The organism is Pseudoroseicyclus sp. CXY001 (genome assembly GCF_041714655.1).
Classification (GTDB): Bacteria; Pseudomonadota; Alphaproteobacteria; order Rhodobacterales; family Rhodobacteraceae; genus Pseudoroseicyclus_A.
The window spans coordinates 3,349,835-3,364,127 of the sequence record NZ_CP168219.1 but is presented as its reverse complement, the minus strand read 5'-3'; the positions used below and the strand labels follow the sequence as shown (position 1 = coordinate 3,364,127).

13 protein-coding genes and 1 pseudogene are annotated in these 14,293 nt (G+C 70.5%); 9 read left to right on the top strand and 5 right to left on the bottom strand.

What is annotated here, in order from left to right; genetic code table 11:
* Positions 1–1,023 (bottom strand): LysR family transcriptional regulator, encoded by a 1,023-nt coding sequence (locus ACAZ03_RS16460; protein ID WP_373355200.1) that lies wholly within the window; start codon positions 1,021–1,023, stop codon positions 1–3.
* A 147-nt stretch (positions 1,024–1,170) separates the two neighbouring features.
* Between ACAZ03_RS16460 and ACAZ03_RS16455 the strand changes: the two genes are divergently transcribed.
* The 4 genes from ACAZ03_RS16455 to ACAZ03_RS16440 are packed head-to-tail and all read left to right on the top strand — an operon-like array spanning position 1,171 to position 5,663.
* Positions 1,171–1,641 carry a TRAP transporter small permease gene (locus ACAZ03_RS16455; RefSeq protein ID WP_373355199.1) on the top strand — a complete coding sequence of 157 codons (471 nt, stop codon included), beginning with the start codon at positions 1,171–1,173 and terminating at the stop codon, positions 1,639–1,641.
* Positions 1,638–2,933, top strand: coding sequence for a TRAP transporter large permease (locus ACAZ03_RS16450; RefSeq protein ID WP_373355198.1), 1,296 nt, complete (start codon positions 1,638–1,640; stop codon positions 2,931–2,933). Before ACAZ03_RS16455 ends, ACAZ03_RS16450 begins: the two co-directional genes overlap by 4 nt.
* 40 nt (positions 2,934–2,973) lie before the next feature.
* On the top strand, positions 2,974–4,002 hold the full coding sequence (locus ACAZ03_RS16445; protein ID WP_373355197.1) for a hypothetical protein: 1,029 nt from the start codon (positions 2,974–2,976) through the stop codon (positions 4,000–4,002).
* A 29-nt stretch (positions 4,003–4,031) separates the two neighbouring features.
* Complete coding sequence (locus ACAZ03_RS16440; protein WP_373355196.1) at positions 4,032–5,663, top strand: alkaline phosphatase family protein; 1,632 nt, start codon at positions 4,032–4,034, stop codon at positions 5,661–5,663.
* 207 nt (positions 5,664–5,870) lie between these two features.
* Here ACAZ03_RS16440 and ACAZ03_RS16435 read toward each other — a convergent pair whose 3' ends face one another.
* The 3 genes from ACAZ03_RS16435 to ACAZ03_RS16425 all read right to left on the bottom strand — a co-directional run bounded on the left by ACAZ03_RS16435 (position 5,871) and on the right by ACAZ03_RS16425 (position 8,669).
* Positions 5,871–6,821 (bottom strand): levansucrase, encoded by a 951-nt coding sequence (locus tag ACAZ03_RS16435; protein ID WP_373355195.1) that lies wholly within the window; start codon positions 6,819–6,821, stop codon positions 5,871–5,873.
* Positions 6,822–6,899: 78 nt separating this feature from the next.
* Entirely contained in the window at positions 6,900–7,889 is a 990-nt protein-coding gene (locus tag ACAZ03_RS16430; protein WP_373355194.1) for an NAD(P)-dependent alcohol dehydrogenase, read from the bottom strand.
* A gap of 57 nt (positions 7,890–7,946) precedes the next feature.
* Entirely contained in the window at positions 7,947–8,669 is a 723-nt protein-coding gene (locus tag ACAZ03_RS16425) for a DUF4386 domain-containing protein (protein ID WP_373355193.1), read from the bottom strand.
* 172 nt (positions 8,670–8,841) lie between these two features.
* Between ACAZ03_RS16425 and ACAZ03_RS16420 the strand changes: the two genes are divergently transcribed.
* Positions 8,842–9,726, top strand: coding sequence for a LysR family transcriptional regulator (locus ACAZ03_RS16420; protein ID WP_373355192.1), 885 nt, complete (start codon positions 8,842–8,844; stop codon positions 9,724–9,726).
* Between the two features lies 1 nt (position 9,727).
* On the opposite strand, the gene ACAZ03_RS16415 is transcribed toward ACAZ03_RS16420, so the two are convergent.
* A complete protein-coding gene (locus ACAZ03_RS16415; RefSeq protein ID WP_373355191.1) occupies positions 9,728–10,279 on the bottom strand; it encodes a cobalamin biosynthesis protein CobQ in 552 nt (183 codons plus the stop codon).
* Positions 10,280–10,714: 435 nt separating this feature from the next.
* On the opposite strand from ACAZ03_RS16415, the gene ACAZ03_RS16410 reads away from it, so the two are divergent.
* From ACAZ03_RS16410 to ACAZ03_RS16395, 4 genes and pseudogenes are all read left to right on the top strand, one after another.
* The gene (locus ACAZ03_RS16410) at positions 10,715–11,674 is read left to right on the top strand and encodes a metal ABC transporter solute-binding protein, Zn/Mn family (RefSeq protein WP_373355190.1); all 960 of its coding nucleotides are present in this window, start codon (positions 10,715–10,717) and stop codon (positions 11,672–11,674) included.
* Positions 11,671–12,426: a metal ABC transporter ATP-binding protein gene (locus ACAZ03_RS16405; protein ID WP_373355189.1), complete on the top strand. Its 756-nt coding sequence runs from the start codon at positions 11,671–11,673 to the stop codon at positions 12,424–12,426. The genes ACAZ03_RS16410 and ACAZ03_RS16405 overlap by 4 nt, the downstream gene beginning before the upstream one ends.
* Positions 12,423–13,331, top strand: a pseudogene (locus tag ACAZ03_RS16400) (metal ABC transporter permease); the annotation flags it as partial. The gene ACAZ03_RS16405 and the pseudogene ACAZ03_RS16400, both read left to right, overlap by 4 nt.
* Before the next feature lie 14 nt (positions 13,332–13,345).
* Entirely contained in the window at positions 13,346–14,278 is a 933-nt protein-coding gene (locus ACAZ03_RS16395) for a metal ABC transporter permease (RefSeq protein ID WP_373355188.1), read from the top strand.
* Positions 14,279–14,293 lie beyond the last annotated feature (15 nt).

Genomic DNA, 14,293 nt, shown 5'->3' with positions numbered 1-14,293 from the left:
CTACTTCCTGGTCTCCGCCGCCTGGCTGGCGGTCAGCGAACGCCGGGCGCGGGCGGTGGTGTCGTCCTGAGCTCCGCCATCCCCCCCGCCCGGCCGCAGGAACGCCGCACCCTCTTCCTGCATCTCGCGGAAGCGCCTCCCGACAAACGTCTCGAAGCTGCCGAGGAGCGGGTTGCCCTGCGAGGCGTGGTGCGTGACCGTGCCGAGCGCCACGATGGGCAGCTCGCCCGGGCCGGTGACGATCCGCACCTCGCCGGCCCGCAGCTCCCCCAGCGCCGTCAGGACGGGCAGGATCGCGAAACTGTCGACCATCTTCAGCATGTTCAGCAGCGCCTTGCCCGATTCGCTCGAGGCGAAGCTGCGCATCTGCATGATCCCCATCCGCGCCAGCACCCGCTCGGCATAGCCGTGCATGATCGAATTGTGCGCATGGCCGATCCAGAGGCCCGCCTGCAGCACCTCGCCGATCGGCAGGCCGGGGTCGGGCACATAGCCGGCGCGGGCGAAGATCGCGTGATGGGCATCCGCGACATGGCGCTGGATCAGGCCCTTGTCGCGGTCGGCGCTTTCCATCGGCACCAGCGCCACGTCGAGCCGGCGCTCGGCGATGCGCTCGCGGAGCACGGGGCCGTAGGCCGAGACCAGCTCGAACGACACGCCGGGATGCTGCAGGTGGTATTCCGCCACCACCCGCGCCAGCACATCCTCGCAGAAGAACGGCGGCGCGCCGAGGCGGATGGTGCCGACGCGGCCCTCGGCCATCTGCTCCGCCGTCTGGCCCGCCTCGCTGAGGATGGCACGGAGCTGCGTGCCGCGCAGCGCCAGCTCGCGGCCGAGCTCCGTCGGCTCCACCGGCTGGCGGCGGCGGGAGAGGAGGCTCTGCCCCACCCGTGCCTCCAGCTGCGCCACCGCCTTGCTGAGCGCCGGCTGCGCCATGCCATGCGCCGCGGCCGCGCGGGTGAAGGAGCCCGTCTCGACCACGGTCGAGAAGAGCATCAGGCCCCGCGGATCTAGGCTCGGCATCCGGGCCATGGGTCCCTCCCTTCATTCCATTTGGGAATGGAATTGTATCAACTCATTATTTGCAAGAAAGAAGCCTGCCGGGCAAGCTCACCGCCGTGTCCAAGGCTCGCACGGGCCGGAGGACCGGGAGGATCAGGGAGGATCTTCATGCAACGCCGCACGGCGCTGGTGCCGGGGGACCTGATGGTCCTTCGGGGCATAACGGCGCTTCTGCTCTTCGCCATGATGGCCCTGACCTTCATCGACGTGATCGGGCGCTACCTCCTCAGCGCGCCGGTCTATGGCGCGGCGGAGATGATCCAGATCCTGCTGGCGGCGACGATCTTTTCGGGCCTCGGCCTCGTCTCCGACCAGGATGCGCATATCACCGTCGACCTGTTCGAGGCGCCTCTCTCCCGGGCGTTCGGGCAGGGGCGGCGGGCGCTCATCGGGATCGTCTCCGCCCTGGGGCTGCTCGTCATCGGCTGGCAGCTCGGCGTGATCGGCCTCCATGCCTGGCAGACGGAGCGGACGACGCTGGTGCTCGACTGGCCGCAGGCGCTTTTGTCGTTGCCGGGGGCAGTCTTCTGCCTGATCGCCGCCGTGCTGCAGTTCAACCGGAGCCTGCGGCGGTCATGATTTCTGCGCTCATCGCCTTCGCCCTCGTCATCGCGCTCTGCTTCTTCGGCATCCGCATCGGCTTCGCGACGCTCTTCGTCGGTCTCGGCGGCTTCATGCTCGAGCGCGGCATCGGGCCGGGCATGTCGCTTCTCGGCGGGCAGGTGATGGAGACGGCGAGCAGCTATTCGCTGTCGGTCGTGCCGCTCTTCGTGCTCATGGGCGTCTTCATCTACCGGGCCGACATCTCGGGCGATCTCTACCGGGCCGCCCATGCGCGGCTCGGGCACAGGAAGGGCGGGCTCGCCCATTCCACCGTGCTCGCCTGCGCCGGCTTTTCGGCCGTCTGCGGCTCGTCGCTGGCGACGGCGGCGACGATGACCCGCGTCGCCCTGCCGCCGATGCGGCGCTACCGCTATTCCGACCGGCTGGCCACGGGCACCATCGCCGCCGGCGGCACGCTCGGCATCATGATCCCGCCCTCGGTGCCGCTCATGATCTACGGGCTGATCGCCGAGCAGGACATCGGCCGGCTCTTCATCGCCGGCATCGTGCCGGGGCTCCTGCTCGTCGTCTCGTTCATGATCGCCGTCGCCATCTGGGCCTCGCTCCGGCCGGAGGATGCGCCGCCCGGCGAGCGGCTGGAAGGTGAGGGCGGCCGCGCCGCGGTGCGCGCCGTGCTGCCGATCCTCGCGCTCTTCCTGCTCGTCCTCGGCGGCATCTACGGCAGCGTCTTCACCCCGACCGAGGCGGCGGGCATCGGCGCCACCGGCGCCGCGCTCATCGCGCTGACCCGCGGGCACCTGTGGAAGCTGTCGGAATGGATCGACGCGCTGGTCGAGGCCTCCGTCACCACGGCGGGGCTCTTCATGGTGGTCTTCGGCACCATGGTCTTCGCGCAATACATCAATCTCTCCGGGATGCCCTTCGACCTGATGTTCTGGCTGAACGACATGGAGCTCTCGCCGCTCGGGCTCGTCACCGGCATCTGCGTCATCGCGCTCCTTCTCGGCATGATCTTCGAATCCCTCGGGATCCTCCTCCTCCTCGTGCCGGTCTTCATGCCGGCGCTTCTGGCGGCGCAGGTGGATCTGATCTGGTTCGGCATCGTCGTGGTGCTGGTGACCGAGCTCGGGCTCATCACCCCGCCCATCGGCATGAACGTCTTCGTCGTGCGCTCCGTCGTGGAAGACGTGCGCATGGCCGACATCTTCGCGGGGGTGCTGCCCTTCGCTCTGGCGATGCTCGCCGTTCTGGCGCTGGTGCTGGCGCTGCCCGAGCTCGCGACATGGCTTCCCGGCCTCGCCGGGTAATCGCGGCCGGTGGGAGGCCGGCCTATTTGGGAGGAACGACATGGAACTGAAGACCAAGGTCACACTGGCCGCTCTCGGGCTCACCGCGCTCGCCGCCCCGGCATCCGCCGATACCCGCGTGCTGGTGAACTGCTTCTTTCCGCCGCAGCATTTCGTCTGCACCGATGTGCTCGGCACCTGGGCGCGCGATGTCGGCGAGGCGACGGAGGGGCGGGTCGACGTGGCGATCCTGCCCTCGAGCATGGCGCCGCCGGCCGATCAGATGACCTCGACGCGCGACGGCGTCTTCGATGCGGCGCTGCAGATGAACGTGTTCATCGCCAACGAGGTGACGGGCATACAGCTCGGCATGCTGCCCTTCACGGGCACCTCGGATTCCCGCGCCAATTCGCTGGCGCTCTGGAACACCTACGAGCAGTACCTCGCCGAGGCCGATGAATATCAGGGCGTCGAGCTCCTCAGCGTCTATGTCGCGCCGGGCGCCGATTTCTACTCGCTCGACGGCACGCCGATCCTTTCGGTCGAGGATCTCGCCGCCAAGAAGATGTGGGCCGCCGCCGGGCTCGTCGCCGAAGAGCTGAAGGACCTCGGCTCGCCCGTCGTCTCGGGCCCCGCCGTCCAGATGACAGAGCTCATCCAGCGCGGCGTCGTCGACGGCTTCGTCGGCATCCCGGCGACCGATGCGCAGGTCTTCAACGTGCTGCCGCCGGCGCAGTCGATCACCATGACCGACCGCAAGATCTCCACCCCCGCCTTCTCGTTCTTCATCAACTCCGAGGTGTGGGACACCATCTCCCCCGAGGATCAGGAGGCGATCCGCGCCCTTTCCGGCGCCGCCTGGGCAGAGACGGTCGGCACCCGCTTCACCGAGGCGGAAGCCCGGGTGCACGAAGAGATCGCGGGCATGATGGAGGTGAACGAGGCCTCGCCCGAGTTCGAGGCGGCCCTCATCGAGGCGGCCCAGCCCTATGTCGACGCCTGGATCGAGGCGGCGAGCGCCAAGGGGATCGACGCGCAGGCCGCGCTCGACTTCTACATGGCCGAAATCGAGCGGCTCTCGGCCGAATGACCAGCCGGCCAGGCGGAAGGACAGACGATATGGGCGAAGCGAAGAACGTGCTCTGGATCATGGCCGACCAGTTGAGGTTCGATTACCTCTCCTGCACCGGCCACCCGCATCTGCAGACCCCCAATCTCGACCGCCTGGCCGCGCGCGGCGTGCGCTTTTCCAACGCCTATGTGCAATCGCCGATCTGCGGGCCCTCCCGCATGTCGAGCTACACCGGGCGCTACACGCGCTCGCACGGCTCCACCTGGAACGGCTTCCCGCTCCGGGTGGGCGAGCCGACGCTCGGCGACCATCTCCGCGAGATCGGGGTGCGCCCCGTGATCGTCGGCAAGACCCATATGGTCGCCGACACCAAGGGCATGGAATGGCTGGGGATCGACCCCGGCTCCACCATCGGCATCTCGATCTCCGAATGCGGCTTCGAGCCCTATGAGCGCGACGACGGGATGCATCCCTACGGCCCCTACGACCCCGACCCGGCCTATAACCGCGCCCTTCAGGCGGCCGGCATCGACAGCGACAACCCTTGGGAGGAGCATGCGAATTCGGGCCTCGGCGACGACGGCGAGCGCCTCTCGGCCTGGCTCCTGAAGTACTCCAACCTCCCCGCCGACGTGCCGGAGGAGCTGTCGGAGACGCCCTACATGACCCGGCGGGCGATGGACTTCATGGAAGAGGCGGGCGATCAGCCCTGGCTCTGCCACCTCAGCTTCATCAAGCCGCACTGGCCCTATATCGTCCCCGCGCCCTATCACGACATGTACGGGCCCGAGCATATCGTGCCGCCCATCCGCTCCGAGGCCGAGAAGGAGACGGACCACCCCGTCTACAAGGCCTATATCGAAAGCCGCATCTGCCGCAGCTTCAGCCGCGACATGGTCCGCGAGCGGGTGATTCCGGCCTATATGGGCCTCATCAAACAGATCGACGACCAGATGGGCGTGCTCTTCGACTGGATGGAGGAGCGCGGGCTCTTCGAGAACACCATGGTGGTCTTCACCTCCGATCACGGCGACTATCTCGGCGATCACTGGATGGGCGAGAAGGATCTCTTCCACGAGCCCTCTGTGAAGGTGCCGCTGATCGTCTACGACCCGCGCGCCGAGGCCGATTCCACCCGCGGCACCGTCCGCGGCGAGCTGGTCGAGGCGATCGACCTCGCGCCGACGTTCCTGAAGTTCTTCGGCGGGCCGGAGAAGCCGCATATCCTCGAGGGGCGGCCGCTGGACCCGCTCCTCCATTTCCCCGCCGCCCCCGCCCGCTGGCGCGATTACGCGGTGTCGGAATACGATTACGCGACGCGCGAGGCGCGGCAGATCATCGGCAATGCGCAGGAGGATGCCCGGCTGGTCATGCTCCGCGATAGGCGGTGGAAGTACATCCACGCCGAGGGCTTCCGCCCGATGCTCTTCGATCTGGAGGTCGACCCTCAGGAGCTCCGCGATCTCGGTGCGAGCCCCCTGCCGGAACATGCCGCGATCCGCGCCCGGATGATGGTGGCGCTGGGCCGCTGGTCGCGCCGCCACCACAACCGCATCACGCTCAGCCCAGAGCGGATCGAGGCCATGACCGGCGGCGAGCCCCCCGGCATCCTCATCGGCTTCTGGGACGAGGCGGAATACGAGGCCGAATTCGGCAAGCCCTTCGCCGCGAGACCCTGACGCAGTCCTTGCCGGGCGCCCCGGATCCCCATTCATCTGGCCAAAAATACCTCGGGGGTGTGGGGGCTGGCCCCCACTCCTGCGCTATCGACCAGGCGGGCCGCCCGAACACCGGGCACAAAATTCTTCTCGAAGAATTTTTGGCGCCCCCGCCCCACCGTCACGCCCGGCGGCCAAAAATTTTTCCTCGAAAAATTTTGGCCCCGCTCAGCCCTTGCGTACCAGCCGCGGCCGCGCCCCGCTCCGGTCCACCGTCAGCGGCATCGGGTCCGCGATGCCGCCCTTGAAGTCCATGCCGCCCCGGTTGTCGAAGGCCATGAGCATCGCCTGACCGGCGCGGTCCCACACGATCCGCCCGGCATAGAGCTCTTCGCTCACCACCAGCTCGGCCGCCTCGACCGGCCAGCGCCCCGCCTCCCCCGCCACCGCCCAGATGCCACCCGTCTGCCCGGCGCGGGCGCCGGCGAGCTTGGCGGCGTCGCAGGAGAAGAGGAGGAACCGCTGCCCCTCGACCTCGGCGATCTGGAAAACCTCCAGATGCCCGAAGCCGGCGCCGGGGGCGCTGAGCGGCGGCTGCAGCTCCCAGGTCTCGAGGTCGGCGGAGGTCGCCCGGCCGATGACCCCCCGGTCATCGCCCTCTCCGGCGGCGGTGCGGGCGGTGATCAGCATCTCCCAGCCATCGGCGGTCCGGAAGACGAAGGGATCGCGGAAGGCCTCCTCCGGCCATGTCCCGTCGGCCAGCACCTCGTAGGGCGGCGCGGCGCGCAGGATCGGGCCGGGGCGCTTCGCCCAGGTGAAGAGATCCTCCGACAAAGCATGGCCGATGGTCTCGACATTCTCGTTGTTGGACAGCTCGTCCGGCTCCGCGAAGGTCGTGCCGGTGTAGAAGAGGTGCCAGAGCCCGCCGTCCCGCACCACGCTGCCCGTCCAGGTGCAGGTGGCATCGAAGGCCCCGGGGCCCCCGGCGTCGAAGATCCGCCCGTGATCCTCCCAGGAGGTGAGGTCGGCGGAGGTCGCATGGCCGATGCGGGCGTGGCGGTGGCGCAGATGCGGGTTGCCGAGCGCCCGGGGGGCGTGGAGATAGAACATGTGGTAGGTCTCGCCGTCGTCGGCGAACCACATGTCCCAAACCCAGTGATCCGGCTTGTCGAAGCTCATGGCGGCGCTCCCCTCTGTCGTCAGGCGCCATAGGGGCGGCTTTGCGGCCGGTGTCAACGGCCGCAAGGCCGGGAGCCCTCAGGCCGCCGAAACCCCGGCCGGTGCCTCGGCGACCGAGAGGATGACGTTGCCGACCTTGTGGCCGGTCTCGACATGGGCATGGGCGGCCGCCGCCTCCTCCAGCGGATAGATCCTGTCGATCACCGTCACCAGCGACCCCTGGCGGACCATCACCGCCAGCTCCTCCAGCATCGGCCTCAGCACCTCGTGCGACTGCAGCCCCGTCGCCTGAAACGTCACCCGGCCGCGGGAAGTGAGCATGGCGACAAGCAGCGGCAGCCCCAGAACCGGCGAGAGGTAGCGGCCCGTCGGCGTCAGCAGCCGCCTGGCGCGGCGGATCTTCAGCGTGCCGAGCGTGTCGAAGATGATGTCGAAGCGCGCGTCGCCCTCGGTCACGTCCTCGTCCCGGTAGTCGATCACCCGCTCCGCCCCGAGCCGGCGGACGAGCGCGGCGTTCTTGGCCGAGCAGATGGCGGTGACCCGTGCCCCGGCGTCGCGGGCGATCTGCACGGCCATGGTGCCGAGCCCGCCGCTGCCGCCGTTGATCAGCACCTCCATGCCCTCGCGCAACCCGCCGAGCCGGTAGAGGAAGTTCCAGGCGGTCAGCGCCCCGTCTCCGAGCGGCGCGACGCTGTCGAAGCTGGCATTGGCCGGCTTGCGCACCACCAGCCCGTCCTCGGGCAGGGTGACGAATTCCGCATGGGTCGAGAAGCCGAGCGCCCGCTCGCCGAAGACGGCATCGCCGGGGGCGAAGCGCGTCACCTCGGCGCCGACCTCCTCGACGACGCCGGCGAGCCCGGTGCCGGGGATCGGAGCCTTGGGGCGGCGGAGCCCGATGACGAGCCGGGCGAAGCGCGGCGTGCCGGCCCGCATCATCACATCGGCACGCGACACGGGCGCCGCGATGACGCGGACGAGGATCTCCGTCGGGCCGGGGGTAGGGCGAGGCGCCTCGGTGAGGGTGAGAACGCCGGGGGCGCCATAGGCGGGAACGGTGAGGGCTTTCATGGGGGATGTCCTTTGCGCAGGGGGAGGGGCGCCCGGGGGCGGGCGCCCCGGGGGAGGTCAGGCGGCCAGCCCGGCCGGGCGGGCGGCGGGCGCAGGCGCAGGGCGCTGGCCGAGGATCGCCATCCAGAGCGCGAAGCCGACCTCGGCGCAGGAGACGAGGGCGAGCAGCGCCGTGCGAGTGATCTGCAGGAGCTCCGCCTCCGGGAAGGCGAAGGCATGGAGGCTGTGCAGCAGGTATCCGAAGCTGCCCAGGGTCAGCGCATGGCCGAGGAGCCGCGGGAAGCGTTCCGACCGGGCGACGAGCTGGCCGAGAAGCGCGAGATGCAGCCAGAAGAAGAGCTGCCAGATGAGGACCCCGGCGTGATGCATGCCGAGGAGGAGTTCGGCGAGCTCCGGCGCGCCGCCGCTGGCGGCGAGCGCCTTCAGCCCGGCCTGGAAGAAGAGCATCGTCGCCATGACGGCGACCATCGACAGCCGCGCCAGCGCCGCCGCGGCGGAGAGGACGGGCGAGACCGGGCGGAACATGAAGAAGAGCATCGCCGTCGTGACGATCTCGATCAGCATGACCAGCGCATCGGCGCCGATCCCGAGATGGAAGAGGAGGCTCCGCTCCCGGATCGCGGCGAGCGTCTCCGCCGCGTCCGGCTGCACGACAACCGAGGGCACATAGCCGATGGCGAAGGCGCCGAAGACGGCGATGGAAAGGTAGAGTGCGCCGGTCAGGCGGGCATAGGGGCGGGAGGTCGGATCCTCGGCGAGGGTGAAGAGGGGGGCGATCATGGGTGGGCTCCTTCGGGCAAGCCGGGGGCGGCGCCGGAGGGGCCTCCGGTCGGTCCCCCGGGCGGGGCGGCTCTCTGGTGACTGGGGCGCCTTACCGGCGCTGTGGAGGGTGTAGCGGAGCCGGGACCTCAATGAAATTGACGCATTACGTTGCCGTGCTATGCATATCCGCATGGATTGGCGGAACATCGGCTTTGACTGGACGCGCGTGCGCGCCTTCCTCGTGACGGCGGAGGAGGGGTCCCTCTCCGCCGCCGCCCGGGCGCTCGGCCTCGCCCAGCCGACCCTAGGCCGGCAGGTCGACGCGCTGGAGGAGGAGCTCGGCGTCGTGCTCTTCGAGCGGGTGGGCCGGGGGCTCCGCCTCACCCCCGCCGGCCATGCGCTCATCGCCCATGCGCGCGAGATGGGGGCCGCCGCGAGCCGCCTGTCGATGGCGGCCTATGGCCAGAACGCCGGCATGGAGGGGCGCGTGACGATCTCGGTCAGCGAGGTCTATGCGGGGCTGGTGCTGCCGCCGATCCTCGCCCGGCTCCACGCCGCCGAGCCGCGCATCGAGATCGAGCTGGTGGCGACGATGGGGGTGTCGGACCTTCTCAGCCGCGAGGCGGATATCGCCATCCGCAACGTCCGCCCGACGGAGCCCGACCTTGTCGCCCGCAAGATCCGCGATGCCACGGCGCGGCTCTACGGAGCGCGGGCGCTGCTGGAGAGCCTCGGCCCCGTCGCCACGCCGCACGACCTCGCCCGCGCGCCCTATGTCGCCATCGGCGAGCCGGAGCTGCTGGCCTCGCTGCTCAACCGGCAGGGCGTCGGGCTCGGCCCGGCGAACTTCCCCTACCGGACGGACAACATGCTGGTGATGTGGGAGATGGTGAAGCAGGGGCTCGGCCTCGGCGTCATCGATTGCGGCATCGGCGATGCCGAACCGCGCGTCGCGCGGGCACTGGAGGCGCTGGAGCCCGTCGCCTACCCCGTCTGGCTCGTCGCGCATCGCGACATCCACAACTCGCGCCGGCTGCGCTTCGTCTACGACTTCTTCGCCGAGGCTTTGCGCTAACTCACCAGATCGCCCAATGAGCCCCGGCCCAGGCATGGCCGACGAAATGCACGAAGGTGGCGACGTAGATCAGCGCCCCGAAGAGCGCGAGCGCCCGTTGCCACCCCGTCTCCAGCCGCCGCCAGATGGCGAGGAAGGCGAGGGCGAAGAGTACGCCCTCGAGCGAGCCGAAGAGCCGCCCGTAGTGGCGCTCGTCCCAGAAGGAGAACGGGCTCTCGAAGGCCCAATCGGTGAACGGCCAGAAATGGCTGTGGGCGTCCCCGGCATGGAGCGGCAGGTCGAAGGCGATGTGCAGGAGCGCCGAGGCGGTGAGGAGCGTGAGCCAGGGGAGGCGTGAGAGAAGCCCGACCGCCAGGAGCGCCGCGTAGAGCGGCGCGGAATTGAAGATGTCCGCGGCGAGGTCGAGCGGCCCGTCGAAGCCCGGCGCCAGATGGCGGATGAAATAGGCGAGATCGGGCAGGAGCGCGCCCGCGAGGATCACCCACCAGAGCCGGCCCGGCCGGGAGCGGCCGAGAACGGCGAGGCTGAGCGCCATATGCGCGGGGGTGTTCATGGCATTCCATAGGGCCGCGCCTCCCTCAGGGTCAACGGCTGCCACTCATCGCCCCGTTGCCGGGGCGCCTCGCAATTCGGGACCCACCGGGGCGGCGGGACTGGCGGCGGGCGGGGAGCCGGGGGGCTGTCTGCCCCCCGTCGCGCCAAAGGCGCGACTCCCCCCGAGGATGCCCCGGGAGCAAAGATGGGGGAGGGGAGCCGTCCCGTCCTCCCTCAGCCGAATGGAAGACGGCGAAGAACGCGGAAGCGACCTCCCGGATCCCCCTTTCATCTGGCCAAAAATACCTCAGAGGTGTGGAGGCAGAGCCTCCACCCGGCCCGGCACGGGCCGGCCCCCCGGCCTCGTCCTTTCGCTAAACTTGCAAATGGTTCTCATGTGCATTGACAATGGCCGCGCCGCCGCTAGCTTGCCATTCAGCCCCCGGAGACTCACATGCCCCTCACTCGCCGCTCGTTCCTCGCCACCTCAACTGCCGCCGCCGCCGCCGCCACCCTCCCGCTCCCCGCCCGCGCGCAATCCCCCCTCTCCGTCGTCGCCACGACCGGGATGATCGGCGATGCGGCGGCGGTGCTCGGCGGCGGGGCGGCCAGCGTCCATGCGCTGATGGGGCCGGGGGTCGACCCGCATTCCTACCGCGCCACGCGGACCGACATCGTCGCCGTCGGCCGGGCGGATCTGGTGCTCATCCACGGCCTCTATCTCGAGGCGCAGATGGAGGAGTTCTTCGCCACCGTCGGCGCGCGCACGCCGCTCCTCAGGGTCGGCGAGGCGATCCCGGCGGAGCGGCTTCTTGCCCACGAGACCTATGCCGACAAGTTCGACCCCCATGTCTGGATGGATCCCGGCCTCTGGCAGATCCCCATCGCCGCCATCGCCGAGGCCCTCGCCGCGGCCCGCCCCGATGCTGCCCCCGCCATCGCCGCCGCAGGCGAGGCCTATCTCGCCGAGGCGCAGGCGCTCGATTCCTATGCGGCCGAGGCCATCGCCACGATCCCCGAGGGCCGGCGCATCCTCGTCACCGCCCATGACGCCTTCCGCTATTTCGGCCGGGCCTACGGGATCGAGGTGCAGGGCATCCAGGGCATCTCCACCGAGAGCGAGGCCGGCCTCGCGCGGATCGCCGAGCTGGTGGAGCTGATCGTCAGCCGCCGCGTCACGGCGGTCTTCGTCGAGAGCTCCGTCTCCGACCGCAACATCCGCGCCCTGATCGAGGGCGCGGCGGCGCGGGGGCATGAGGTGGCGATCGGCGGCGAGCTCTATTCCGACGCGATGGGGGCGGCGGGCAGCTACGAGGGCTCCTGGCTCGGCATGATCGACCACAACGTCACCACCATCGCCCGCGCCCTCGGCGGCACGGCGCCGGCGGAAGGCCGGCTGGGGCGGCTCGCATGAGCGCCGCGATGGAGATCCGGGGCCTCACCGTCGCCTATGGCGCTGCGCCGGCGATCACCGGGGTGAACGCCAGCTTCCGCGAGGGCGCCATGGCCGCCATCGTCGGGCCGAACGGTGCCGGCAAGTCGACGCTGCTGAAGGCGGCGCTCGGCATCGTGCCGCCGCTCGCCGGCGAGGTGCGGATCTTCGGCGCGCCGCTCAAGGCTTCCCGCCACCGCATCGCCTATGTCCCCCAGCGCGCCAGCGTCGACTGGGACTTCCCCGCCAGCGTGCGCGACGTGGTGCTGATGGGCCGCTACCGGCAGCTCGGGCTCCTCGGCCGGATCACCCGCGCCGAGCGCGCCCGGGCGGAGGCCTGCCTCGCCCGGGTCGGCATCGAGGCGCTGGCCTCGCGCCAAATCGGCCAGCTCTCCGGCGGGCAGCAGCAGCGGGTGTTCCTCGCCCGGGCACTGGCGCAGGAGGCGGAGCTCTACCTGCTCGACGAGCCCTTCGCCGGCGTTGATGCGGCGACGGAGCGGGCGATCATCGAGGTGCTGAAGGGGCTGAAGGCCGAGGGCCGCGCCGTCGTCGCCGTGCACCACGACCTTTCCACCGTGCCCGTCTATTTCGACGATGTGCTCCTCCTTTCCGGCCGCGTCATCGCCGCCGGGCCGGTGGCGGAGGCCTTCACCGGCACCGCGCTGCAGGAGACCTATGGCGGCAGGCTCGCGGGCGGCCATATCGGCCAGCTCGGCCTCAGGGCCGCATCGTGAGCCCGCTTCTCGCCGCGCTGACCCTTCAGGCCGGCTACAATGCCGCGCTGGTGGCGCTGGGCGCGGCGCTCCTCGGCTTCGCGGCCGGGGCGGCGGGCGCCTTCCTCTACCTCCGCCGGCGGAGCCTGTCCTCCGACGCGCTGGCCCATGCGACGCTGCCCGGCATCGCGCTGGCCTTCATGGCCATGGTGGCGCTGGGCGGCGACGGGCGGGCGCTCGCCGGGCTGATGGCCGGGGCGGCGCTGTCGGCGGGGGTCGGGCTCTTCGCGGCAGACTGGCTGACGCGCCACACGCGGCTGGGGGAGGATGCGGCGATCGGCGCGATCCTCTCCTCCTTCTTCGGGCTGGGCGTGGTGCTGCTCACCGTCATCCAGACGATGGAGCGGGGCCGGCAGGCGGGGCTCGAGAGCTTCCTCCTCGGCTCCACCGCCGGGATGCTGCGCTCCGACGCGCTGGTCATCGCGGCGGGCGGGGCGCTGGCGGTGGCGGCGGTCTGGCTCCTTCGCCGGCCGCTGGCGCTGGTGGCGTTCGACCCGGGCTATGCCGCGGCCAGCGGCATGCATGTCGCCCGTGTGGACCGGGCGCTGATGGGCATCGTGCTGGTCGTCACCGTCACCGGCCTCAAGCTCGTCGGGCTGATCCTGATCGTGGCGCTTCTCATCCTGCCCGCCGTCACCGCCCGGCTCTGGAGCGAGCGGGTGGGCGGCGTCCTTTGGGCCTCCGCCGGGATCGGCGCCGCCTCGGGCTATCTCGGCGCGGCGCTCTCCGCCTCCGCCCCCGACCTGCCGACGGGGCCGCTGATCGTGCTCGTCGCGGCGGCGGCCTTCACGGTATCGCTCGTCTGCGCCCCGGCGCGGGGGATCGTGGCGGCGCTCGTCCGGCGGCGGCGGATGCGGGCGCGGCTTCTGGAGGAGGCGGCATGATGGGCGCCGAATTCGTGCAGCTCTCGCTGACGCCAATGCTGATCGGCGCGCTCGCGGCCGTGGCCTGCGCGCTGCCGGGCAACTTCCTGATCCTCCGCCGCCAGGCGCTAATCGGCGATGCCATCAGCCATGTCGTGCTGCCCGGCATCGTCGTCGCCTTCCTGCTGACGGGGACCATTGCCGCCGTCCCCATGCTGCTTGGCGCCGCCGGCGCGGCGCTACTCGCCACCGGGCTCATCGAGGCGATCCGGCGGCTCGGCAATATCGAGCCCGGCGCCGCGATGGGCGTGGTCTTCACGACGCTCTTCGCCGCGGGCGTGCTCCTTCTCGAGCGCACCGACACCTCGTCGGTGCATCTCGACGTCGAGCACGCGCTGATGGGCAATCTGGAGAGCCTCATCTGGTTCGCGGCGGATGGCTGGGGCTCACTCCTCGATCCCGCCGCGCTCGCCGCCCTGCCGCCGGAGCTCGGGCGGATGGCGCTGGCCGCCGCGCTGGTCACCGTGCTGACGCTGGTCTTCTGGCGGCCGCTGAAGCTTTCGACCTTCGACGAGGGCTTTGCGCGAACGCTGGGCCTGCCGGTGACGCTGATCGGCCTCGGCCTTGTCGCCGTGGCCGCCATGGCCGCCGTCGCGGCCTTCGATGCCGTGGGCTCGATCATCGTCATCGCCATGTTCATCTGCCCGCCCGCCGCCGCGCGGCTCCTGACCGACAATCTGGCGGTTCAGGTGGGTCTCTCCGCCCTCATCGCGCTGGCCTCGGCGCTTCTGGGTTATGTCGTCGCCGGTTACGGGCCGATCTGGCTCGGCGGCAGCGACGCCGTCTCCGCCGCCGGGATGATCGCGACGCTCTCGGGCCTCGCCCTGGCGCTCGCCGCGGTCTTCGGGCCGCGCCGGCACCGGGCGGGGGCGGCGCCGGAGGCGGGGTGAGCCCCCGCTTGACCC

Coding starts and splice junctions, on each gene's coding strand:
- ACAZ03_RS16460 (WP_373355200.1), bottom strand. CDS start 1,023: ATGCCGAGCCTAGATCCGCGGGGCCTGATGCTCTTCTCGACCGTGGTC.
- ACAZ03_RS16455 (WP_373355199.1), top strand. CDS start 1,171: ATGCAACGCCGCACGGCGCTGGTGCCGGGGGACCTGATGGTCCTTCGG.
- ACAZ03_RS16450 (WP_373355198.1), top strand. CDS start 1,638: ATGATTTCTGCGCTCATCGCCTTCGCCCTCGTCATCGCGCTCTGCTTC.
- ACAZ03_RS16445 (WP_373355197.1), top strand. CDS start 2,974: ATGGAACTGAAGACCAAGGTCACACTGGCCGCTCTCGGGCTCACCGCG.
- ACAZ03_RS16440 (WP_373355196.1), top strand. CDS start 4,032: ATGGGCGAAGCGAAGAACGTGCTCTGGATCATGGCCGACCAGTTGAGG.
- ACAZ03_RS16435 (WP_373355195.1), bottom strand. CDS start 6,821: ATGAGCTTCGACAAGCCGGATCACTGGGTTTGGGACATGTGGTTCGCC.
- ACAZ03_RS16430 (WP_373355194.1), bottom strand. CDS start 7,889: ATGAAAGCCCTCACCGTTCCCGCCTATGGCGCCCCCGGCGTTCTCACC.
- ACAZ03_RS16425 (WP_373355193.1), bottom strand. CDS start 8,669: ATGATCGCCCCCCTCTTCACCCTCGCCGAGGATCCGACCTCCCGCCCC.
- ACAZ03_RS16420 (WP_373355192.1), top strand. CDS start 8,842: ATGGATTGGCGGAACATCGGCTTTGACTGGACGCGCGTGCGCGCCTTC.
- ACAZ03_RS16415 (WP_373355191.1), bottom strand. CDS start 10,279: ATGAACACCCCCGCGCATATGGCGCTCAGCCTCGCCGTTCTCGGCCGC.
- ACAZ03_RS16410 (WP_373355190.1), top strand. CDS start 10,715: ATGCCCCTCACTCGCCGCTCGTTCCTCGCCACCTCAACTGCCGCCGCC.
- ACAZ03_RS16405 (WP_373355189.1), top strand. CDS start 11,671: ATGAGCGCCGCGATGGAGATCCGGGGCCTCACCGTCGCCTATGGCGCT.
- ACAZ03_RS16395 (WP_373355188.1), top strand. CDS start 13,346: ATGATGGGCGCCGAATTCGTGCAGCTCTCGCTGACGCCAATGCTGATC.